The organism is Actinomyces glycerinitolerans (assembly GCF_900098745.1).
Taxonomy (GTDB): Bacteria; Actinomycetota; Actinomycetes; order Actinomycetales; family Actinomycetaceae; genus Actinomyces; species Actinomyces glycerinitolerans.
The window spans coordinates 178,679-201,804 of sequence record NZ_FQTT01000015.1 but is presented as its reverse complement, the minus strand read 5'-3'; the positions used below and the strand labels follow the sequence as shown (position 1 = coordinate 201,804).

The window sequence follows — 23,126 nt, the reverse complement described above, 5'->3', positions numbered from 1 at the left end:
AATCGCGTACCACCCGCCTGAGTCACCGTGACCCGCGGCACCACCAACCCGACCATACCCGTTCGATCCTGATCATTTTTGATATCTTTGTCCCGTTCATTTGACAAGACTGTGCCCAAACGACCGCGAAGTTGCGAGATTGCAAGGTGACCCCGTGCCCAGGCAGGCTGCCCCACCCAGCGTCGTCGGACCACTACGCGCGGCCTGGGGCTCACGCATCAGTCCCGAGGCACTCAGAACCAGCCTGTTGCCGCCGTCCGAAGCACTCAACCTAGGACTGGATGTCGGCGCACTGAGGACAGAACAGCAACAAGCCCTGTCTGGAATCGCGACCTCGGCTCTCGCTGCAAGCGAGCAGCCATGGCCCTGGCCGCGCCCGAGTGACTATGCGCGTTACTTCATCGACGGCAACCGGACAGCCTATGAGGACGCGGTCGCTGCGCGCCAACGACGCCTATCCCGCGCTGTGCTCGCCCTGCTCGCGCTGTCCTCGGCCCATACTGGTCGCAAGCACGAGACCCCAGGACCAGATACCGCCGCAAAACGGCTCACCGCCGAGGTGGCCAACGGCGTCCTGGCACTGTGCGAGCAGTCAACCTGGTGCTGGGCCGCGCACGACGACACCTACACCCGCCACGGCACGGTCCTGCCGACCGTTACGGAGCCCTTCCTCGACCTCGGAGCGGGAGAGGTCGCCGCGCAACTCGCCTGGATCGACGCACTACTGGGCGAGCACCTTGAACACGTCTACCCCGGACTCGGCGCGCGAGTCCGGCACGAGGTACAGGTTCGCGTCATGAGGCCCTTTCTTGAACGCCGCGATTGGCATTGGCTGGGTCTGGACGGCAACGTACACAACTGGAGCCCCTGGATTCAGGGCAATGTCGTCGTCGCTGCGCTACGCCTCATGGAGGATGCGTATCTACGTGCCGAGGTGATCTCACTTGCCATAGAAGGTCTCGATCGCTATGTCGCGTCGCTTCCAGCCGACGGCGCTATCGACGAAGGTAGCGCATATTGGTGGAACGGGGCGGCGAGGCTCTTGGAAGTGCTCGAAAGACTTCGCATGGCAACCGGAGGCGTGCTGGATCCCAGTCACGTCGAACCACTTGACGCGCTTGTCGACTTCCCCGTAGCGATGAGCTTCAGCTCGGGCTGGAACGTCTCCTTCGCGGATGCGCGCGCCCGTCACGCGGCCGACAAGTCATGGCGAACCTTGTTTCACTGGGGGCACGTCGTCGGAAACTCCAGAGCTGTTGCCCTGGCCGTGGCCCATCGGGATTCTTGTGCCCTGCCCTGTCCCATAGAAGCAGGACTCGGCCGAGTGCTTGTTGCACTCGCCGATGAGGATTGGTGCACGCTTGACTCTGAACCGACAGCCAGCACGGGCACTTCCGATGGCTCCTTCCTCCCCGCACAGGTTTGGCTGCCAAGTATCCAAGTGAGCGTGGACCGTCCCCGTGCGGGCGACCTGCGAGGGCTTGCTCTAGCAGCCAAAGCCGGAACCAACGGCGAACACCATAACCACAACGACGTCGGCTCGTTCCTGGTTGCGCTGGACGGTATCCCCGTGGTCATCGACCTGGGCCAGCCTACCTACACCGCACTGTCATTCTCACCCAGGCGCTACGAAATATGGACAAACCGGTCCGGTTGGCACTCGGTTCCGGTCATCGCAGGCCGTGAGCAGAGCGAGGGGGCAAGGTTCAGGGCACGCGACGTCAAGCGCATCTCCGGCACGGACCAGATCCACCCCGGCGGAGCGCGTGGTCTGGACATGGACCTCGCCGGCGCGTACGCACTTCCCGCGGACGCGGTTTGGCGCCGCAGTTTGCGCCTACAGCCCGACGGCGACGGCGTAGTCACCCTCGAAGATGCATGGGCCCTGCCGACTACTCCCGAGTTCCAGCTACGAAGCCTCGAGCGCCTTCTCGTGGTCGGGGACATCACGCAACGCCCTGACGCGCTGCTGCTGACGCCCTCCGGCGGTGGCAGGCGCGCTTTACTCACGTGGAGTGGCGCTCGAACTCCGCACATCGAGAGACGTGACATCGAAGACCCGCTCTTGCGTGAAGCGTGGGGAGATCACATCAACCGCATATCCTGGACGCTGCCCAAAGCTACCGTGCAAGGGGTGTTCTGCCTATCGATCGGAGTCGCGTCATGAGTCCCAACCGTACCCTCCCTGCTAGCCGACGGGAGTACATCGTTTCAACCGTCAACGCCAAAGGCTCAGTCAGAGTCGCGGAGTTGGCGGCTGGCCTCGGGCTGTCTCCCATCACCATCCGGCGCGACATCGCGCTTTTGGACGAGGAAGGGCTGCTTGAGCAGGTACGCGGCGGAGCCCGCCGTATCTCCGCCCCGGGGAACCAGGCCTTAGCACTGCAATCCGACATCACCGTCGGTCTGATCACCCCTTCACTCGACTTCTTCTGGCCCACCATCATCGAAGGGGCCAACATCGTTGCCGATCGCGTGGGCGCACATCTCCAGTTGCAGGGATCCACCTTCGCGGCCAAGGACAACCTGGTCGAAATCCGCCGAATGGCGGAAGACGAGTCGATCGGCGGCCTGCTCCTGGTCCCCGATCTTGAAGGGCCCGGGAGCGACGAGCTCGTTGAGTTTCTCCAGACAGTCACCAAGCCGACCGTACTGATCGAACGCACGTTGAAGCCTCACGGGCCACACTCCCGATTGTTCGAGTCCGTCATCACCGACCACTCAAACGGAGCCTCGCTCGCCGTCCGCCACCTGGCTGCTCTAGGACACTCGCATATCGCATTGCTCACCGACAAGCGGATCCCTTCACGTCATCTGATTGCCCAGGGCTGGGCGGACGCTCTTTCCGATCTGCGTCTAGATACTGAGTCCCCGCGCGGAGACACCACCGAGCTAATCGGTGACGCTCGAACAGAAGGCATCAAGTCGTTCGTAGATAACTGCATATCCGAAGAGACAACAGCGATCATCGCTCATTCCGACGAGGCGGCCCTCGTCGTCGTCGAACTGCTAGCTCAGCGCGGACTGACCGTGCCGGAGGACATCTCCGTCATTGCCTACGACGACGAGATCGCCAAACTCGCACGCCCAGCACTTACTGCGGTTTGCCCGCCCAAGGCGGAGCTCGGCGAGGTCGCCATGCAACTATTGCTCGAACGGCTGAGCAATCCAGGACGAGCCATTCGTCAGACCATGCTCGCTCCGACCCTCGTCATCCGTGACTCCACCGGACCCGCACCTTCGCGTAATTAGCGCCGGTCTCGGTGCCAGGCTGGCGCACGTCCACCGGAAACCCGGCGCTGCTGGGTTGGACCGCGCCCTCCAACTGGCCCCCGAGTCTCTACTTGGACCCCGTTCCTCCAGTTGGACCACCCGCGAGCACGTCAAGGATCGCCCAAACAGGGCTCTTCGTGTTTTGGGGTGTGGTGGTGGGTGTTGGTGTGACTGTCGGTGCGTGGGTGTGTGTGGGGTGGCGGTGTCGGGGTTCGTCTACTACTCCGGTTGGTGCTCTGCTACGCCGGTTAGGTGCTTGCTCAAGGGTCCTGAGCCCTTCAACAGACACCCAAGAGGCGTAGCAGACGCCGAAGGGGCGTACCCAACGGACACGGGAAACAGAACCCACCCCGCCCCACAAACCCGACGAGCCACATAACCACCGAGATCGGTCGAAGTGACAGGCGATGGGAGTACGGGAGTATGGGGAGCACTGCCCATGCCGCCGCATTGAGCCGGTTCAGGCCCCGCCCATAATCTGCGGCGGTGACTTCTCAGAAACTCCGCCTCCCGCGGATTCCACCCCCGTCGAGGACGCCATCGCCCTGATCCAGTCCGCCTACACCGACCTGGCCGCAAATGTCGAGGGACTGGCTCACGCCACCCTTCTCATCCACTGGAACGGCACCGGGCCGGCCGGCGAAGAGCTGTACACGGCCATCGACGTCGACCTCGTGCGCCCGCGCTCAGAACTCGACTTCCAGTGCGAACGGCTGGGCGTCGCCACCGGACTCCGAGATGCGATTCCTGCTAACAGACGGCACCCTCACCCAAGACCCCTCCTGGCACACGGCGGAGGAGGAGATGGCGGACCTGCTCGGTCGCCTGTGACTCATCCCGCCGGTCAGATCACGCACTGCTCCAAGACGCGGTTCGGGCTCGGACCCCATTGCTGGGGTCCGAGCCCGAACGAGCCAGGGATTTGCTTTCAGGGACCGGCGTTCCCTGCCGACACCCGTAACTCTGCCATTGGCAGCAGCGCGGAACATCGGCTGATCGGGTAGGCAATTCGGGTACCCAATTCAGCCGGTCAATCCGCCTCCTCAGTGCGGCCGTCGGGCCGAGGGGCCTCCGCCTCAGCCCCGTCGGTCGATCGGCGCTCCGCATACCTTCAACCCCGCCCTCGTCCGTCAGGGTTCACGTCCGCCCCTGTGCCGGCGCCCGAGGCCGACCCTCCGTCAGCCGCTCCTGGCCCGTTTCCATGAGGTATTCCGCGGCATCCCAGGGTTCGCCTGGTACGCTCATGGCGCCCCGATCGGGGCAGTTCGCAACAGCAGGCCTACAGGTTGACACCGACATGACTGATGTCCCGCCCCCGGAGAACCCGGAACGCGCCCAGGCGACGTCACCGGTCGGCATTCCGCGCATTGGCGTCGCTCCAGTCGCCGACAAGTCCGAACAGACCACCCCCGACACCACCGCGCCGGCCCTCCATTCCAAGACGCTGCTGGTCGACGCCCCCGAACGCCGCCTGCGCCGCGCCGAAGACCTGCTCGACCTGGTGTTGGTCGCGCTCGGTCTGGTCTTCATGATCATCCTGGCGGCCTACGCGCACGCCACCACCACTGGAGTCACCCAAGACGTGCAGAACGCGCTCGCCGTCATACTGCGACGTGTCCTGGTCTTCCCCCTGCAGGCCATTGAGGGTCTGATCACCTTCACCGTGCCGGTGGCCGTGATCATGCACAACCTGCTACGCCGTTCCTGGCACGCCGCGGGCCAGGCCCTGCTGGCCGGGACCGGCGGCTTCGTCCTGGCGTGGTTGAGCCTGCACGCGTTGGACGCATGGGGCCCGGCCGTTCTCGCCTCGGGCCTGACCGTCACCGCCTCCGGCACCGCCCGGATCGGCATCTCCACCGTCTTCGCCACCCTCGCGGGCCTGCTCACCGGAGCCGGCGAGCGGCGGTCCTCCTCGGTAATCCGCTATGCCTGGACCGCCGTATGGATTGTGGTGGGACTGGCTGTCCTGCGCAGCGCCATTACGCTGCCGGGCGCCGTCATCTCCATTCTGCTGGGCCGCCTGCCGGGACTGGCCGTGCGCTATGCCTTCGGCGTCGACGACACCCGCGCCCACGGCGTCGCCCTGGTGCGTGCGCTGCGCCGCGCCGGCATCGACGCCGTCCGCGTGGTGCGCATGGACCGCGCCCCGGACGCTCGCGCCTGGATGGTCGAGACCGAGACGCCTCTGGGCTACACCGAGCGCGTCCGCGAGACCCCACTGACCACCCCCACCGCCCTGGACGAGGCCAACCCCGCCCCCGCCGACGACGCTCCCGCCGCGGATGAGGCGCCCACGCCGGCACCCGCCTCCGAGCCGCCGTCCCCGGTCCCGCCGGAGGACACCTCCACCATCACGCCCGCCGACGACGTCGACTTGGCGGCCGTATTGGATGAGGCCTCCTCCGCCGCACTCACCGAGGGGCGCCTGTCCGCTCACCGCCTGTACGCCGTCTGGGACGCTGCGGGCGTGCGCCGCGACGTCACCGTCCTGGACGCCGACCGCCAGGTGGCGGGTTTCCTGACCACCCTCTGGGATCGGGTGCGGGTGAAGGGCCTGTCACCCGAACGGGACCTGTCGGTGCGCTCGGCCGCCGAGCACGCCGCCCTGATGACCCTGGAGGCGGGCCGTGCGGGCGTGCGCACACCCGCTCTGGTGGGCATGGCCGAGGCGGACGAGTCCGTGCTGCTGGTCACCGATCACATCTCCGGCGCCCGCGCCCTGGCCGACCTGGAGGAGGTCGACGACGACGTGCTGGCCGACCTGTGGGACCAGATCAGCCGCGCCCACATGGCCGGGTTGGCGCACCGGGAGATCGACTCGGCCACCGTCGTCGTCGACGACGCCGGTGCCGTGTGGCTGCTCGGCTGGGAATCGGGGGAGACAATCTCCTCGGAACTGTCCCGACGGGTTGATCTGGCCCAATTGCTGGCGCTGACCGCCTCACTGACCGACGTCGACCGCGCCATCGCCGCCGCCTCCGGCTCGCTGAGCACCCAGCAGCTGGCCTCCATCGCCCCCATGCTGCAGCGCGTGGTGCTGCCGGCCGCCACCCGGGAGGCCATGGGACGACGCGGCAAGGTGCTGCAGGAACTGCGCGACGCATTGGTGGACCTGACCCCCACGGCGCATGCGGAGCCGGCCAAGCTGAACCGCTTCTCCCCGCGCACGGTCATCATGGCGATCGTGGGCCTGGTGGCCCTCTGGACGCTGCTGGCCCGCATGAACATCGAGCAGATCACCGACGCCGTGACGGGGGCGAACGTCTGGTGGATCCTCGGGGCCCTGGTGTTCTCGCTGGCCACCTACGTGGGTGCGGGGCTGGCACTGGTGGCGTTCAGCCCGGTGAAGCTGCCGCTGTGGAAGTCCACCGAGGTGCACCTGGCCTCCTCCGTGGTCTCCCTGGTGGCGCCCGCGGGCGTGGGCGGAGCCGCCATCAACCTGCGCTTCCTGGCCCGCAAGGGGGTGCCGACGGCAGTCGGCGTGGCCACCGTGGCCCTGGTGCAGGTGGTCCAATTCGTCGTCACCGTGGTCCTGCTCATCATCGTGGCCGCGACCACCGGCCAGTCCACGAGCCTGACCCTGCCCAGCGGCTGGGTGCTGGTGATCGCCGTCAGCCTGGTCGCCATCGTCGCCATCGCCCTGTTCATCCCCAAGGTGCGCACTTGGTTGTGGGAGAAGATCGAGCCGACCTATCGGCAGGTGTGGCCGCGGCTGGTGTGGGTCATGTCCAACCCTGGGCGGCTGGCGCTGGGCGTGGGCGGCACGCTGCTGCTGAGTTTGAGCTACATCCTGTCCTTCGGGGCGAGCCTGTGGGCCTTCGGGCACACCTTGTCCTTCTCGACGCTGGCGATCACCTACCTGGCGGCCAACACGGTCGGCTCGGTGGTCCCCTCCCCCGGTGGCATCGGACCGGTGGAGCTGGCACTGACCGCCGGCCTGGTCACGGCGGGCGTGCCCAGCGGAGTGGCGCTGTCGACGGCGATCGTCTACCGACTGGTCACCTTCTGGATCCCGATCCCCGTCGGCTGGCTGAGCCTGCAGCGCCTGCAGCGGCACGGCGACCTGTAACCGGCGACGAATTGCGGTATCCCCCGATTGGATCCACCCTTCGGGGGATGCCCCCGCACTAAGACGCGACAATGCTTGCGTCAATGGCATGCCGAAGGAGCCCCTGATGACCATAGAGATTCTCACTGCCATAGCCGGCAGCCTCGTCACCGGCGTCATCGCGTTCCTCGTGTCACGCCGTCGCTACCGGAACTTCCTGATGGCCCGAGCCGCGGTGGGCGGCACCATTACGGACGCCAGGTTGCTGAGCACGCTCCGGACGATCATTCAAGCCATCACCGCCGCCGGCGCCAGCGCAGTGTTGGGAGCCTCGCTGCTGATTGTTGCGCGCCGACTCCTGGACCCCCTGCAAGTCGCCAGTACCTGCGGGGTCATCGCCGTGCTGGCCGTCGCGCTCGCATGGGTCTACGGCCGGTACGCGGTGCTGGCCGAACTGGCCCGCATCCGCCATCTGGAGCTCCCCTACGGCCCGTGGGGGGTACTCCTGGCCAACGGCCACCTCTGACCCAACGCTTCGGTCCGTTCGCCCGGCCGACCGCGGCAGGCTATTGTCGTTGTCCCAACTGCCCGCGCATGCGGGCGGTCACCGGCCCTCCCCCTGGCCGTTCCTCCCCAAATCCCCGTGTTTCCCCAGGAGCCCATATGCCCACACCCCGCGCTGCCGGCTGGTCCCTTCTGCTCGTGGGCGTCGCGTTAAGTGCGCTCGCCGCCTGCACGCACCTGGCCTGGCTGTGGATCATTGCCATCGTGGTTCTGGTGGCCTCCATCGGTACGCTGGCCGTCGCCTTTGTCAGCGACGCCGACGGCCCCGGGGACGGCCGCCGCCGCTGAGCGCATTCGGCTTCCCTGCGCGCCCCAACCTGCTTGCGTCCCACCTGATCCCACGGCAATCTCACTTCTGAATCACTAGCAATACGCACGCTAGCGGCAGCCATCGGAGCCGCCATTCGATTCCTGATGAGTCGCCCCAAGCATTGCTAAAGTGAGCGAATAACGGTGGGCATGCCGAAGGGGGTGCGTGACGGTGCGGAGTGACGCCCTCGACTCGCTGGCGGCACGCGCGCGCGAGGCCCTCCTGCGCCCAGCCGAGCCCTTGCCCAACCGCCGCATCTACGTGATCATCGGCGCGGTCGTCGGACTTGGAAACCTCGTCGGCAATGTGGCAACAAACCCGAACTCACTGGGGCCGATCGACATCGTCTTCATGCTTGCGGCCCTGGCGCTGATCACCCTCATCCCGCTGCGACCACTGCCCGGCATCGTCGCCTACCTCGTGTGCTGGTGCAGCCTGCTGATTCTTCCCGGCCCGTACGCCACCGACATGAGCATCAGCCATCTGGCGTTCCTGTTCTTCCTGGGCAGGTTCCTGCGGCCGGGACCATCACTCCTGTTGCTCCTTGTGACGGTCCTCACTAACGCGATCGTATTAATTGGCCCGGGCGCCACCACCGATGACCCGGCGGCTAACCTGGGGACGCTGTGGTACACCATGCTCATGGGCGCCCTGCTGGTCCCGCTTGGCGTCCTGGTCCGCTTCATCGAGGCCTCGCGTCTGGCCGACGCCAGGCAGGCGGACGCGAACCTGGAGGAGATGCGGCTGGAGATCGCCCGGGAGATGCACGACCTCGTGGCCTACTCCATGTCGCAGACCGCCCTGCGCGCCCAGCGGGCGGCCGCCGACACCTCCTATCCGGAGCGGGCGCGCGACGAATTCGCCGCGCTCGAGGCCACCGCCTCCGACGCCCTCCACGAGCTGCGCCTGCTCCTGCGCACCCTGCGCCAGCCGTCCTCCACCCGGGAGCAGCCCATTTCTACGGCCACGGGCCTGGGCAGCGTCGTCACCGATCTGCGCACCGCCGTGAGTGCCGTCAGTGCCGACGTGTCCGCCGCCGGCTTCGAGGTCACCTACCGTCATTTGGGCGACGCCGCGCCCTCCCGGATTCAGGCCAGCACCCTGTCCCGAGTGGCTCGGGAGATGGGCGCAAATGTCATTCGCCACGCCGACCCCGGCGCCCCGGTCACCATCACGCTCTCGCTGGGCCCGGAGGTGATCCGTCTCGTGTCCACCAACCGCGTACGCGACGCCGGGGCGCACCTGCCCCGCTCGGGCACCGGTATCCTGGGCATGCGCGAGCGACTCGCCGCCATCGGCGGAACGCTGACCACCCTGTCCGATGACGGCTCCTGGATGGTCACCGCGACCGTTCCGGTCGCCGGACACCGCAGCGGTATTCTCCTGCCCCCGGAGGAGCAACCATGATTCACGTCGGTATCGTCGACGACGACGCACTCGTGCGTCGCACGCTCACTGACCTGCTCACCAACGAGAGCATTGACGACATACAGGTGGACTGGGCCGCCCGCGACGGACAGGAGGCCCTCGACATCCTGCGCTCCGACAGGCCGGACGCCGACGTGCAGGTGCTGCTGCTGGACGTGCAGATGCCGCGCCTGGACGGCATCGCCCTGGCCAAGGTGCTGCAGCGTGAGCGCCCCGAGATCGCCACCCTCGTGCTCACCACCTTCGTGGCCGACTCGGTGGTCGATCGGGCCCTCGCCGCCGGGGTGCGTGGATTCATCGCCAAGGAAGATCCCGTGGAGACGCTGGCCGCCACCATCCGGCATGTTGCCGCCGGCAACATGGTGCTCTCACCCACCTCCTCCGCCATTGTCACCGGCATGCCCACGCGGGAGAGCGCCGCCCCGCCGCCGCCCAAGCCATCACCACAGAACACACAGAGCACCGCGCAGGCGCTGCCCCCGGGGGTCACGCTCTCGCCCCGGGAACTCGAGGTACTCGCCCTCATGGCCGAGGCGAAGACCAACAGGCAGATTGCGCGCACCCTGGGCATAAGCGACGCGACCGTAAAAACGCACGTGTCCACCCTGATCGCGAAACTCGGCGTACAGGACCGCGTCGGCGCGGTCGTCTACGCCCTGCGCGCCGGCCTCATCTGAGACATCGGCCGATCGGCCTAGCCGGTCGGCCGATACCGTCACCCAAAAATCACGCGAAGATAAGTCCATGTGTTGCGAGACTCGCAACAGTCCGGCTAGCAGAAAGATACGGCCATGGTCTTCTTTATCGGTAGCGGTTCCCGCTGTCTGTATAACCCTCTCGCCTACTTCCTGGGATGGGGACGCTGGGGGTGACCCCAGACCCACACTCGGCGGCGGCGCGGCCCGGAATCTGATCCGGCGCCGCGCCGTCGTGGTTTCTCGCCAGGGCGAGTCGACGCCGGTCGGCCGGCCCCGCCCCCAATCGCCCAATCGGCTCCCCACTCGGCCGATTGTTCATACCTGCAACGAGAGTGGAATGCGCAATGCAGTTGCGAGCACCGGAAGCTGTAGCGCACGGACGCAATACCCGGCGCAACACGCACCGGCACCGCACCGACCCCTTGGGAGCAAACAGGAGCTAACACATGACTGACCCCATTTCGCGGCCACCGCGACCCCGGCAGGCATCGCGGGTCGTAGGTGACTCCCCCTCCGGGACCCGCATCGGCATCCTCCGCAATCGATCCGGCAAAACGCGGTGACCAACGTGCCTCGTTCCCTAATCTCTGCCCACCGCAACCCCGCCGAGACCCGAGCCCGGTTGCTATCCCTGTGCGATGAGTCGGAGATCCAGTCCGTACTCGATCTGCTCTCCTTCATTCAGAACCCGCGGCTGGCCGACATGCGCGTGCTGGAGCTGGCCTGCGGCGTCGGCCCAGTCACCCTGCCCATGGCCGCCGCCGGTCACCGCGTCCTGGCCACCGACAACAGGGAAGACGTCCTAGGCCTGTTCAGCGGCCGCATGGACGGGCTGCGCCACACACAGCCAGACGTGGCGGCCCGTATTGAAGTGTGCCGGGCCGACATGACTGACTTCCTCTTCCATGAGCATTTCAAGGCCGTATGTATCCCGGCGGGTGCGATCACCGCTCTCGACCCCGAGCAACGTCGCAACACCATTCGCCTGGCCACCGCACATCTTGCCCTCGGCGGCCGACTGATCCTGTCGGCCGAGCATGTCCGCCCGGAGGCGCCGGCCAGCACCACCTTCACCACGCGCCCCGGCATCACCCTGACCGAGCGGATAGACCATGCCCGGCATCGGCGTCGGATCACGCTTGCGCAGGGCGATCAGACCCGCATCTCCGAACGCTTCCTGGTGGCGCCGCACGACCTGATGCGCGACTTCGAAGACGCCGGCGTCACGCTCGACTATCGCCACTTCATTCCGGACACGCGCCGCCCGCACCACACCAACATCGTCTTCGGCACCGTCAAATTGCACTGAACCTGCAGGGGCCCGGCGTCGGCCGCACATGACGGGCGGGCGCCTCGGTAGGCTCACGTCGATGACCTCCGCCGACTCCCGCCCTGACCGCACCTTGGCACAAAGGTCCCCGCGTTCCTCCCGGTGGCTATTCGACCGGCTGCCGGCGGCGCTGGCCGTGATCGTCGGGGCCGCCGCCATGATCATCTACTCGGTGGGCCAGTGGCGCTCCATGCAGGTACCCAGCTGGGACCTGGCGATCTTCTCCGAGCTGGCCAAGGCGTACTCGCATCTGCAGGCACCGATCGTCCCCATCAAGGGCGAGGGCTACAACCTGCTGGGGGACCACTTTCATCCGCTCCTAGTGCTGCTGGGCCCAGTGTGGCGACTGTTCCCCACCCCGCTGGCCCTGCTGGTGGTGCAGGATCTGCTACTCGCCGTCTCCGCCTGGCCGCTGACCCGGCTGGCCACCCGCCTGCTGAACCGTCCGGTGGCCGCCCTGCTCGGACTGTTCTATGTGCTCTCCTGGGGTTTTCAGGGAGCGGTGGCCGCCCAGTTCCACGAGATCGCCTTTGCGGTGCCGCTGCTGGCGTGGGCGTCGGTGGCCTTCGTCGAGCGACGCTGGCGCAGCTGCGCGTGGTGGCTGGCGCCGCTCGTGCTGGTCAAGGAGGACCTGGGCCTGACCGTGTTCATGGCGGGCTTGGCCATCGCGCTGCGAGGTCTGCAGGGCGCACCGCAGCAGCCAACCCCGCGCGGCCCGAACTGGTGGCGCCGCCTGGGCACCACTCGCCTGGGTTTCGCCGTCGCCCTGTTCGGCCTGCTTGCGTTCCTACTCACCGTCCTGGTGTTCCTGCCGCTGCTGAGTCCCTCGAACACCTGGGAGTACGGCCTGTCCGACGACGGCGCCTCCGCAGGCCTGCTGAGCCGCCTGTTCTCACCCGAGGTCAAGCTCGCCACCCTGGGTATGCTGATGTACACCGCCGGGGGGATCGGCCTGGCCTCCCCCTGGATGGCCCTGGTGCTGCCCACACTCGCCTGGCGTTTCCTGTCCGGCAACGAGTTCTACTGGGGTTGGCAGAACTGGCACTACAACGCGATTTTGATGCCGATTGCGCTGGGGGCGCTGCTCGACGTCGTCGCCCGGCTCAAGGCGCGCGGCACCGAGGCGAACCCGGCCACGGCTCCCCAGACCCCGGCGTCGGGCCGACGGGCGGCGCCGGTGTGGGCACGCCTGACGGTGGCGCTCGGCGTCGTCGTGCCCCTGGCCGCCGGAGTGGGCACGGCCCGCGACCTGCCGCTGTGGAGCCTGACCCAACCCGGCTTCGGCGCCGCCTCGTGGCGCGCGCAGGCCGCCGCCGAAGTCAGCGACGTGATCCCAGACGGGGCCAGCGTCGAAACCGACCTGGGGCTGCTGGCCTACCTGGTCCCGGACCACACGGTCTACTGGGTGGGTACCTCCACCGTGGACACCGACTACGTGGTGGTCGACTCTTCCTCCTCCGCCTGGGGCGGCAACCCACCGGCGGACGCCGCCGCCTGGGCAAGCGAACGGTCCGCCACGGGCGCCACCTATGAGCTGGTGCTGGACACCGGCGGCTATCAGGTGGCGCGACGCGTGAGTTGACCGCCGTGGCCGACGACGCGATGGGCACATGTCCCCATCACCGGAGTGCCCGGCTCGTGGGACGGGCATACCGTCAGTCCGCCGGACATGTAACAATCCGGGTGTAAACAACCTGAGCCCGATGGCTCGCAGCGGCACAGAAAGGCGTACATGTCCCCGTTCATGTGGTGCGCCCTCATCGGCTGCGGCGCCCTGGCACTCTCCCTCCTGCTCGACGGTCTGTTCGATGGCCTGGACGATCTGTTGTTCGACGGATCCCTACCAGTGCTGGCCTGCGCCCTGGGCGTGTTCGGTGCCGTCGGCATGGGGGTGCAGGCGCTGGCCGGCGAACGGCTGTCCACGCAGGTGCTGATCGGGGTGCCGCTGGGCTTCGCCGTCGCCGCCGGAGCGGGCACGCGCGCCGTGTGGGTGCGGCTGCGCCGCTCCATGCCCCGCAACGCCATCCCCCTCACGGTCGGCGAGTTGGTCGGCAGCGAGGTGCGGGTGCTGTGGTGGAAGGACGGCCGCGGCGAGGTCATCGCCACCTCCCGCGGCCACCAGGCCACCCTGCCGGCCCGCTCCGACGACGCCCTGCGCGCCGGCGCCATCGCCTGGGTGGTGGACGCAACCGCAGACGACACGCTCGTCGTCGGCCGCGTCGATCCGCCCGACCGGGCGGCCGATCGACATTCGGCACCCACCGAGTAGCCGGGTGGGCGTCTCCGCCGGCCGCTCCAACAGTCCCCCTTAACCCCGCAAACCCAAGGAAAGCGAATGTTTTACGCCATCATCGCCGTCGTCGTCCTGGTGCTCCTGCTGGGCGCCTACATGTTGTCTCGGGTCGTCGTCGTGCCCTCCAACCTGACCGGCCTGGTATCCGGCTCCACCCGCAACGGGGAGGTCAAGATCATCCGACCCGGCGGGCGTGACTTCGTGCTGCCGATCATCCAGTCGATCCAGTACCTGCCCTTCACCCAGAACACCATCGGCTTCCAGGTGACCGCCGAGGACGAGAACAAGATCAACGTCTCCGTCTCCGCCGTCGCCGCCGTGAAGGTCGGTGACTCCGACCAGCAGGTGCGGGCCGCCGCCAAGCGCTTCCTGGGCAAGCCGAACACGGACCAGGCGATCGCCGACTCCTCCCGCGACGCCCTGATCGGCTCGCTGCGCTCCATCATCGGCCACATGACCGTCACCGACCTGATCTCCGACCGCGACGCCCTCCAGCAGAACGTGTTCGACGACGCCAAGTCGGTCATGGCCAACATGGGGCTGGAGATCGACGTACTGCAGATCTCCGAGATCACCGACGCCTCCGGCTACATCGACTCCCTGGGCGTGCCCGAGCAGCAGCGCGTCGCCAAGGACGCCCGCGTGGCCCGCGCCAATGCCGAGCGGGAGGCCAAGGACGCCGAGGTGTCCTCGCGCCAGCAGATCGCGGAGCGCGAGCGCGACCTGTCCCTGCGGCAGGCCGAGCTCAAGGCCGAGACCGATAAGGCCCAGGCGGAGGCAGACTCCGCCGGGCCCCTGGCGCGCGCCGCCAAGAAGCGCGAGATCGCCGTCATCGAGCAGGAGGCCGCCGAGGCGCAGGCCGCCCTGACCGAGCGCGAACTGGACTCCACCGTCCGCAAGCCCGCCGACGCCGCCCGCTACCAGCGCGAGCAGGAGGCCGAGGCCGCCAAGGCCGAGTCGATCCGCAAGGCCGAGGCCGAGGCCGAGCGCACCCGCCTGGACGCCGAGGCGCAGGCGCAGGCCACCGTCGCCCGAGCCGAGGCCCAGGCCCGCGCCACCGCCGCGCAGGCCCAGGCCGAGGCGGAGGCGATCGCCGCCCGCGGCCGCGCCGAGGCCGAGGCCGTGCGCGCCGCCGGTGAGGCCGAGGCGAAGGCCATGAGCGACAAGGCCGACGCCCTGGCAAAGTACGGGCGGGCCGCGACCCAGCAGATGATCCTGGACAAGGCGCCGGAGATCGCCCGCGCTCTGGCCGAGCCGCTGGGCAGCGTCAAGGACATGTCGATCATCTCCACCGAGGGCGCCTCCGCGCTGCCCAAGGCCGTGGCCGGCAACGTCGAGCAGCTCGACGCCGTCATGCGCTCGCTGACCGGCACCAGCCTGACGGACATGATGCGGCGCTTCGGCGGCGACGACTCCGATAACGCCTAGTCTCTGCCATCACTTGGGCATCGGTGCTTGGGCTCTTCCGGTGCGCTGCGTCCTACTACGAGCCTTTGCGCCCTGCCACGAGCTTTTGCACCCTGGTGTGCGGGAATTTGCCGTACACCAGGGTGCAAAAGCTCGTACCAGAGGTGATCGCTCTTTATCGAGATGCCACTTAACGTTGCCGATCTGCGGGCCATGTCGCGGGCGAGCGTCGACGGCGACTCTGAAAGACTGCCGCCATGACGTCACCGAACCACGACACCGCGACCGGGCCGCGTCCAGCATCCCGCAGCAATCCGATCGTCGTCACCCTGCTCATCGTGATTGCGATCTTGCTCGCGGTAATTGCGATCATCTTGGCGATCCGCCCCGACCGGTCCAGCGCCGAGGTTCCCGCCACCGCCGAGGCTCCGGCGACCGCTTCGGCGCAGGCAAGTGGAGCGCAGACGGCTGCACCCTCACAGACCGACCCCGACCTGCTGGCGATCTTGCACGGGGAAGTCAAGCGTGACCCCGCCGATGCCCAGGCCAAGGGCGACGTCGACGCCCCGGTGGTCATGGTCATTTACTCCGACTTCGCCTGCCCCTACTGCACCCTGTTCGCCCAGGAGGTCGATCCGGCACTGGAGGACCTGGTTGAGGACGGCACCCTGCGCGTGGAGTGGCGCGACCTCGCCCAGATCACCGAGACCTCCCCACTGGCGGCGCAGGCCGGCATCGCCGCTGGGAATCAGGGCAAGTTCTGGGAGTTCCACGACGCCGTCTACGCCGCCACCGATCCGAGCGAGCACCCCGAGTACACCGAGGACTCCCTGGTGGCGCTCGCCGAGCAGGCGGGCGTGCCCGACCTGGATCAGTTCCGTACCGACATGACCGCTGCCGAAACCGTGCAGGCGGTTGCGGACGCCAAGCAGCACGCCTATGACCTCGGCATCAAAGGCACGCCCTTCTTCATCGTCAACGACGCCTATGTCTCCGGCTACGCACCCGAGGACTACATGCGGGCCACCATCCTCGAGCAGGCCGTGGCAGCGGGAGGAGGCGCCACTCCCGCCCCGTAGCCGGGCGCCCCGTCAGTTCAACCGACCTCGGTGAGGGGCTTGCGCCCGGGATGTACCGATCTGCGCGCGGACCGAGGTTGGCCTGGCTCATGGCGACTGTCACAATAGGTTCATATCCCCGCGCGACCGACGCGAGCCGGCCGACCAGGGGCACCGACGCCCCGTGCGGCAGGTGTAATGACAAGACATACGGCAACTTGAATCAATCAGGAGAACAACTATGGCACTGAGCATCGGCGTCGATGTGGGCGGCACCAAGATCGCCGCGGGCGTCGTCGACGAGGACGGCACCGTTCTGGCCACCGCCCGCCGCGACTCCCCCGCCACCAGCCGTGAAGCCATCTTCACCACCATTGCGGACGTCGCCAATGAGCTCGCCGCGCAGTACGACGTCGAAACCATCGGTGTGGGTGCGGCGGGCTTCACCTCCTCGGACCGCAACACCATGGTTTACGGCACCAACCTGGACTGGACCGGCGCCCGCATCGCCGACGAGATCGCCTCCCGCACCGGCAAGAAGGTCGTGGTGGAGAACGACGCCAATGCGGCCGGTTGGGCCGAGGCCCGCTTCGGTGGTGGTAAGGGCGCCAAGAACGTCCTCGTCGTGACTCTCGGAACCGGAGTCGGAGGAGCAGTGATCATCGACGGCCGCCTGGTGCGCGGCGCCGCCGGTTTCGCCGCCGAAATCGGCCACATCAACGTGGTCCCGGACGGGCGCCCCTGCGGCTGTGGCCAGCGCGGCTGCCTGGAGCGCTACGGCTCCGGCACGGCGCTGGGCGTCAACGGGTGGGAGCTGGCCAAGTTCCGTCCCGACTACGCCGCCCGCATCATTGAGCTCTCCGGCGGGGACCAGAACAAGATCTCCGGCAAGGCCGTCACCGCCGCCGCCCGCGAGGGGGACCCGGCGGCGCTCGAGTGCTACGCCCGCCTGGGCGGCGCCCTCGGATTGGGGCTGGCCGACCTGTGCGCCGTGCTAGACCCTGAGGTCATCGTGCTGACCGGCGGTCTTACCGAGGCCGGCGACATCCTGCTGGACCCGGTGCGCAAGAGCTTCAACGAGCACCTGACGGCGCACGCCCACCGCCCCGAGATCCCGGTCGTCATCTCCTCCTCGGGCCAGGAGGCCGGGCTCATCGGCGCCGCCGATCTCGCCCGCCAGGACTGATCCGCCTCTCACGTATGCGTACGTGAGAGCAGAACGTCAGACGGGAATTCGTACGCCGAGCACCGGCCAACGATGGCGGTGATGCCGACTATGCGGTGTTGTGGATGCCGTGGCAACTCGTCGCGTTACCTGCTGGGTCGGTCGTCGTCGACGTCGCGGGTGTTGCCTGGCGGGTCGGCCCGCAGCGCTCATGGCATGCGCCTGATTACAGTGAGCCCGTTGGCTCCCTGGCACTGGTGGAAGATTGTGGGCCGGTTCGGTTGGTGTAGGTGCCTAGGGTGTCGTAAACGGGCTCTTCCGGTTTGGGGGTGTGGTGGTTGTGTCGGGGCTGAGGTAGAACTGTTGCCGATGTCCTGAGACCTAACACGGGGTGGGGTGTCTGGTGCGCCGGTTGGGCGTTAACAACGCTACTTAACGTTCTGCTGTATACGTCGGGGGCCTTCAGCAGACGGTTAACTGGCGTTGTTAACCCCGAAGTGGCGTTGCAGACCGGGAAGCGGCGTTGTAGACGGTCCTGCTTCCGGGTGCCGGGGCTGTCGGCAGCCAGGTGCAGTCGGGTCCGGCGTGGTGAGCCGGCGCGGTTGAACCGGCACGGCTCACGACGGCACGGCTCGCCACGTCCTTCACCCCGCAAGACGCCGGCCACCACAGCCGCCAGTACGAGGAGCTGGTTTGGGTGGGTTGGTGGGGGTTGTTCGAGGACGTGGATTAGCCGTCGACGACGTGGGTTTGCCCTTAAGGACGCCGCTCGGGAGGGCGTCCTCGGCGGCTAACCGGCGTCGTGGAGGTTTATCCCGCGTTCTCGGCGACCCGGCACCTACCGAGCACGACCCCGTCAGCCCGAACACGACCCCGCCGGCCCGACATCGACCTCATCCGCCCCGAGAACGACCCCCGCACCGCAGCCCCGGCCGGAAGCCACCACGCCCTCAAACCGGAAGAGCCCGTAAACGACCGTTTCCGGAGTAGCTCCGTAGAGCTTGGTCAGCGAGGCTGTTTCCCTGTGCACAAGCGGTCCGAAACTATGACCTGTAAGTTATTTGGACCGAAGCAACCCGTAGACAGTTTTCGGGACGCCGATAGAATAGTTGACCCACTGGAGAGGAGAGCCCTATGGAGAAGTTCGACATCGAGGAACGTTGGCCCGAGCTGTTCACCCAGCTCGACGAGGCCCAGCGTCACGCAGTGCGGCAGTCTCTCGCTGCAGGCTGGCACGAGGGATTCGAACCGACCCGTGAGGACGTGGAGAACCTGACCGACTATGCGCGAGGTGCGATCGACATCATCGAATACCGCCGCCGCGCTCACGCCGCGGCACGGCGGATCGCCCAGGTCACGCCTGCCTGAGTGTGACGCCCTTGCGCTACAAGACGTGGGAGTCCTACTTCTACCCAGAGACCTACAACCCCGCCACGGGGCAGGGCACACTACGCAACCTCTATGGCGAACGCGATGCCAAGGCATTGGCTCGGATGGAGTACGGGGACACCAGCGCTCGCGCCTACGACCTTGTTCATGGACAAGTTCGCCTTCCTCGCACCTACGACGCGGCGCACATTCGCGCAATCCATGGCTACCTGTTCCAGGACGTCTACGAGTGGGCCGGCCAGTACCGTGGTGTGAACATCTCCAAGAACGTCTCCACCTTCGCCGATGTCCACGCTGGCCAAGTGGACCGCTACCTGAATGACGTGCACCGGCTGGTCACCGGTACCGAATGGGCGAGTCTTGACCACGAGGAATTCTCGCGAGCCAGCGCTGAGGTCTTCGCCTACTTGAACCAGGCGCACCCCTTTCGAGAGGGTAACGGTCGCACCTCCAAGGTCTTCATGGAGCATGTGGCTGAGCTGTCGCGCTTTACTCTTGACTTCAGTCGGGTGAGTCCCGAGGTGTGGAACCAAGCCAGCATGTTGTCCGGGCCTGACCTGGGACGCTACGAGCCCGTGCCCGACTCGCTTGTGCCGGTTTTCCGTGTTATCGCTCAGCCACGCGCCACCGGCCCGTCAAATCGGTCAACGGGCATGGGAAGATCAGCGGTCCGAGCGTCCTACCCACAGGTGACGACTGAAGTGACGAGGCGGTCTTCCGGTGCTACCCAGCAGCGGCCTAGTCGCCGGCCTTGCCGTGGCCAAGGATCCCGGGGAGTGGAGCGGTGAGCGGCAGCATCGGTTACGCGCGCGTGAGCACGCGCGAGCGGAACCCCGAGGCCCGGGAGGCCGAGGTGCGCGCCGCCGGAGCGACGCGAGCACTCAGGCGCCGTCATCCCCCGCCCGCCTGCCGGGCACGGGCAGCGTGCGCGGAGCCCGGTAGGACCAGTCGCGGTCGGCGTCGGTGATTTCGCGCAGCACCCGTACCGGCACGCCGCCCGCCACCACCATGGGCGGCACATTGGCGTTCACAACGGCGCCGGCGGCGATCACCGAGCCGCGACCGATGGTCACGCCCGGCAGAATCGTCACGTTCCCGCCGATCCACACGTCATCCTCGATCACCACCGGAGCAGAGAACTGCTGACCGCGGTCGCGCATCTCCGGGTGGACGGGGTGCCCGGCGGTGGTGATCATGACGCGCGGTCCGAACATGACCCGGTTGCCGATGATCACCGGGGAGTCGTCGATGAGCTGCAGTCCGGCATTGGCGTATACGGGTGAGCCCACGCGGGTGTGGATGCCGTAGGCGACGTGCAGCGGCGGCTCCACCCACACGTGCTCACCGACCTCGCCGAAGATCTCCTCCAGCAGGCGCCGACGCCCGGCGGCGTCACGCGGGGAGGTGGCGTTGTACTCGGCGGCGAGCTCCTTGCCGCGGATACGCTGCTCGGTCAGTGCCTCCAGGCCGGGCCCCTCGTCCAGGTACAGCTCTTGAGCGGCCATGCGGCGACGCACCTCCACCTCGCGGGGGTCGATCTCGGCCTCCGCGCCGAGGCCGTTTCGGTCTTGCTCGCTCATATGCGCTCCTTCGCGTCTCGGGTGGGGTGTTGGCGGTCGAGGAGCCTCCCCTAACAAACCTAAGCGATTCGTCCCCGGCGAGCAGAGGATCGGGGACGCGTGGCGGCGGGGTGTTGGTGGTTCTGCGGCTCCGTTCGTGCGGGGAGGCGGTGCGGCTGTGGGCGGTGCGGGGCCGGTCGGTGGGCGGTGCCGTGCCATTTGCAGATGCCGGCGCACGCTTACGCGTCCCGACAGTTTTGCGGGTGGGTGGGTTTTGCCCGGTATTTCAACATTTTTTGTTTCGGCATGAATGACGGTGGTCGGCTCCTGTGTGCGTCGCGGGCTCCGGCGCACGCTAGAGCGATTTCACCAACCGTGCCGTGAGTTGTTTTCCGCGTGATTCAGCGGAATCGCTGCTAAGGCATCGACAATGAGCGTGCGCCGCCCGCGGGCGGCCGGGCCGCGGGCGGCGCTGGGGCGTCTTCGGCCGTGCGCCGGTGGTCAAGCGAGTCCTGGGCGGCTTGGCCGCGGGCGGCGCTCTGGCACTGCGGTACCCAGCCCACCCCACCGCAACAGCCCGTTGCCCGTGGCCCGTCCTCCGGACAAGCCTGAATATTGGTTTGGTGCTGGGGATTGCCCGTTCGCGAATTCTCGCGACGGCGGCTGACTGCCATGTCGTACTTGGACCGCTCACGCCCCGTTGGACCGCCGTAGACGTCGGCTACGGCGGTCCAACTGGAGGCAAGGGGTCCAACCAGGGACAAGCGGTCCAACCGCGCATGGGTGGTTCGCACTCACGGCGGAGGCGGGTCGCGTGCTCGGACCGCCGGGACCCGAAGTGCGCCATTGCACTCACACGCCTATATGAGGACAGCCTCACCTCTACTAATGTCTTAGTCGTTCACTCACCTGCGACCGAGAGCGAGACCTCCTGAGTCGTCTCACTTTAGTGCCCTGGGTTTAGGCTCTCGAGGATTTGCTGTGCGGTCTGGGTGGTCTGGGGTTGGGCGGTGATGTGGTGGCCGTTGATGGTGATGGTGACTTCCTGGAGGGGCCGCAGTTCGCGGACGAGTTGTTTGATGCTGATGCCGGTGGCGGCTTGTAGGTGGCGGGCGACCGCCAAGGCGGCCATGACGACTGTGAGATGGGCCTGGATGGCGTCGTGGGTGTGGTGGAAGACGGGCCTGGCCCGCAGGTCGTGCTTGGACATGCGGAAGGACTGCTCCACGTGCCACAGCTCGTGGTAGGAGGCGATCACCTCACTGGCGGGCATCACCGTGGCGGGGATGTTGCTGACGTAGCCCTTGAGCCCCGCCAGCCGCTTAGCGCGGGCTAGAGCCTTGTCATCCAGGACCTGGTCGCCCTTGCGGGTGGTGACGAAGCGGGTGCCCTTGGGGCGCCTGTGGCCGGCGACCACCGCCCGCGCCCGGTTCTCCTGCGCGGTCAGGGTCTTGTTGTCCCTGGCGAACCGCCTGGCGCTGTAAGCCCAGATCGCCCGCCACGAGCCCGGAAACTCCACTGGGCTCCAGACGGGCTCATCGCGGACGTTCCGGTCGCGTTCCCTGCTGGTGGCACCTTTACGTGGGGTGATGGTGTCGATCACCTGCCCGTCGGTGAACGCGTCCCCGCGCCAGGCGAAGTGCGCCGCCAGGTCCGCCGGCGCCTTGGTCATACGGGACCCGACGATGAACCCCATACCCGCATCATGAAGGGCCTGAAGGTTGCCGGCCGATAGCATGCCGGCGTCTGCGACCACGACCAGGTGCTCAATCCCGGATGCCTTCCGGAACTCCTCGACCATGGGGATCAGCGTGCTGGTTTCGGCCTTGCTGCCCTCCCAGCAGCCGACACGTAGTGGGAAGCCCGCCCGATCCACCAGCAGCCCGACGATCACCTGCGGGCCCACCCTGCGTTCCTTGGAGTAACCCACCCGCCGCAGGTCGTCCTCCTTCTCCGCCTCGAAGTACAGGGTCGTAACGTCATACAAACACAAAGACAGGTCGCCGCGGCCGGTGACGTGGGACAGGCAAGCGGCCGCTATCCGGTCTCGCCACTGGCGGCCCGCGCAGCGGGACAGCGAGCGGAACAAGGACGCCCGCGACACGCTGCCCACCCCCAACTCACTGATTACACGGGGTACCTGCTCCTTACTGGTGGGCTCGACCAGACGGGCCAGCACCATCTGCATAAACCCCTCATCCCCACCAGTAGCCTCACCCAGGCCCAGCATCTCGTAGGCGCCCGTAAGCACGTCCCACAGCAGGACCGACCGCTTGGAGTCCACCACCGCCGGAGCCACAGCTTGGCGGGCAGCCCGAGGGGCCAGGCCGGCCAGGTCCAGCACCCCCTGGCCGCCCCGGATCTTCTCCCTGCCGGCCTGAATCAGGGCGGCCAGCTCCGCCTCATCGTGGGCCGAGCCCAGGTGCTCCACAATCCGGCGCACACCGTGCTCCTTAGCCACGATCTGCACCGCCGTAGCCCCCGACGCGGTACGCACCTTACGAACATACGGGCTCACACACCATCACTCTACCGCCACCGGATTAGTGCCCCACAACCACCAACACAACCACACCACACCAACGAAAAACCCTGATCATGACA

General features: G+C 67.3%; 17 protein-coding genes. 15 read left to right on the top strand and 2 right to left on the bottom strand.

The genetic code is table 11. The features are described from left to right. The first annotated feature begins 154 nt into the window (after positions 1–154). From ACGLYG10_RS14730 to ACGLYG10_RS14660, 15 genes are all read left to right on the top strand, one after another. Positions 155–2,167 carry a heparinase II/III domain-containing protein gene (locus ACGLYG10_RS14730; protein ID WP_139241016.1) on the top strand — a complete coding sequence of 671 codons (2,013 nt, stop codon included), beginning with the start codon at positions 155–157 and terminating at the stop codon, positions 2,165–2,167. Next, positions 2,164–3,252, top strand: coding sequence for a substrate-binding domain-containing protein (locus tag ACGLYG10_RS14725; RefSeq protein ID WP_073333629.1), 1,089 nt, complete (start codon positions 2,164–2,166; stop codon positions 3,250–3,252). Before ACGLYG10_RS14730 ends, ACGLYG10_RS14725 begins: the two co-directional genes overlap by 4 nt. Positions 3,253–4,570: 1,318 nt before the next feature. After that, positions 4,571–7,342: a lysylphosphatidylglycerol synthase transmembrane domain-containing protein gene (locus ACGLYG10_RS14720; protein WP_073333626.1), complete on the top strand. Its 2,772-nt coding sequence runs from the start codon at positions 4,571–4,573 to the stop codon at positions 7,340–7,342. 106 nt (positions 7,343–7,448) lie between these two features. After that, positions 7,449–7,847 carry a hypothetical protein gene (locus tag ACGLYG10_RS14715; RefSeq protein WP_073333623.1) on the top strand — a complete coding sequence of 133 codons (399 nt, stop codon included), beginning with the start codon at positions 7,449–7,451 and terminating at the stop codon, positions 7,845–7,847. Positions 7,848–7,984: 137 nt separating this feature from the next. Next, positions 7,985–8,173, top strand: a complete 189-nt coding sequence (locus tag ACGLYG10_RS14710; protein ID WP_073333621.1) for a hypothetical protein — start codon at positions 7,985–7,987, stop codon at positions 8,171–8,173. Between the two features lie 187 nt (positions 8,174–8,360). Beyond that, the gene (locus tag ACGLYG10_RS14705) at positions 8,361–9,602 is read left to right on the top strand and encodes a sensor histidine kinase (protein ID WP_244542702.1); all 1,242 of its coding nucleotides are present in this window, start codon (positions 8,361–8,363) and stop codon (positions 9,600–9,602) included. Further along, entirely contained in the window at positions 9,599–10,300 is a 702-nt protein-coding gene (locus tag ACGLYG10_RS14700) for a response regulator transcription factor (RefSeq protein WP_073333618.1), read from the top strand. Before ACGLYG10_RS14705 ends, ACGLYG10_RS14700 begins: the two co-directional genes overlap by 4 nt. Positions 10,301–10,889: 589 nt before the next feature. Continuing rightward, positions 10,890–11,630 carry a class I SAM-dependent methyltransferase gene (locus ACGLYG10_RS14695; protein WP_139241015.1) on the top strand — a complete coding sequence of 247 codons (741 nt, stop codon included), beginning with the start codon at positions 10,890–10,892 and terminating at the stop codon, positions 11,628–11,630. A gap of 61 nt (positions 11,631–11,691) precedes the next feature. After that, positions 11,692–13,233, top strand: a complete 1,542-nt coding sequence (locus ACGLYG10_RS14690; RefSeq protein ID WP_170866537.1) for a DUF2079 domain-containing protein — start codon at positions 11,692–11,694, stop codon at positions 13,231–13,233. A gap of 150 nt (positions 13,234–13,383) precedes the next feature. After that, positions 13,384–13,920 carry a nodulation protein NfeD gene (locus tag ACGLYG10_RS14685; RefSeq protein WP_073333613.1) on the top strand — a complete coding sequence of 179 codons (537 nt, stop codon included), beginning with the start codon at positions 13,384–13,386 and terminating at the stop codon, positions 13,918–13,920. 66 nt (positions 13,921–13,986) lie between these two features. After that, the gene (locus ACGLYG10_RS14680; protein WP_073333610.1) at positions 13,987–15,372 is read left to right on the top strand and encodes a flotillin family protein; all 1,386 of its coding nucleotides are present in this window, start codon (positions 13,987–13,989) and stop codon (positions 15,370–15,372) included. A gap of 236 nt (positions 15,373–15,608) precedes the next feature. Next, complete coding sequence (locus ACGLYG10_RS14675; RefSeq protein WP_083565988.1) at positions 15,609–16,430, top strand: DsbA family protein; 822 nt, start codon at positions 15,609–15,611, stop codon at positions 16,428–16,430. 220 nt (positions 16,431–16,650) lie between these two features. Continuing rightward, positions 16,651–17,595, top strand: a complete 945-nt coding sequence (locus tag ACGLYG10_RS14670) for an ROK family glucokinase (protein WP_073333608.1) — start codon at positions 16,651–16,653, stop codon at positions 17,593–17,595. A 1,113-nt stretch (positions 17,596–18,708) separates the two neighbouring features. Further along, positions 18,709–18,942 carry an antitoxin VbhA family protein gene (locus tag ACGLYG10_RS14665; RefSeq protein WP_073333605.1) on the top strand — a complete coding sequence of 78 codons (234 nt, stop codon included), beginning with the start codon at positions 18,709–18,711 and terminating at the stop codon, positions 18,940–18,942. 11 nt (positions 18,943–18,953) lie between these two features. Then, positions 18,954–19,751, top strand: coding sequence for a Fic/DOC family protein (locus tag ACGLYG10_RS14660; protein WP_073333761.1), 798 nt, complete (start codon positions 18,954–18,956; stop codon positions 19,749–19,751). A 93-nt stretch (positions 19,752–19,844) separates the two neighbouring features. Here ACGLYG10_RS14660 and ACGLYG10_RS14650 read toward each other — a convergent pair whose 3' ends face one another. Further along, positions 19,845–20,543 (bottom strand): sugar O-acetyltransferase, encoded by a 699-nt coding sequence (locus ACGLYG10_RS14650; protein ID WP_073333600.1) that lies wholly within the window; start codon positions 20,541–20,543, stop codon positions 19,845–19,847. A gap of 925 nt (positions 20,544–21,468) precedes the next feature. Further along, positions 21,469–23,040: an IS1634 family transposase gene (locus ACGLYG10_RS14645; RefSeq protein WP_073333597.1), complete on the bottom strand. Its 1,572-nt coding sequence runs from the start codon at positions 23,038–23,040 to the stop codon at positions 21,469–21,471. Positions 23,041–23,126: the final 86 nt, after the last annotated feature.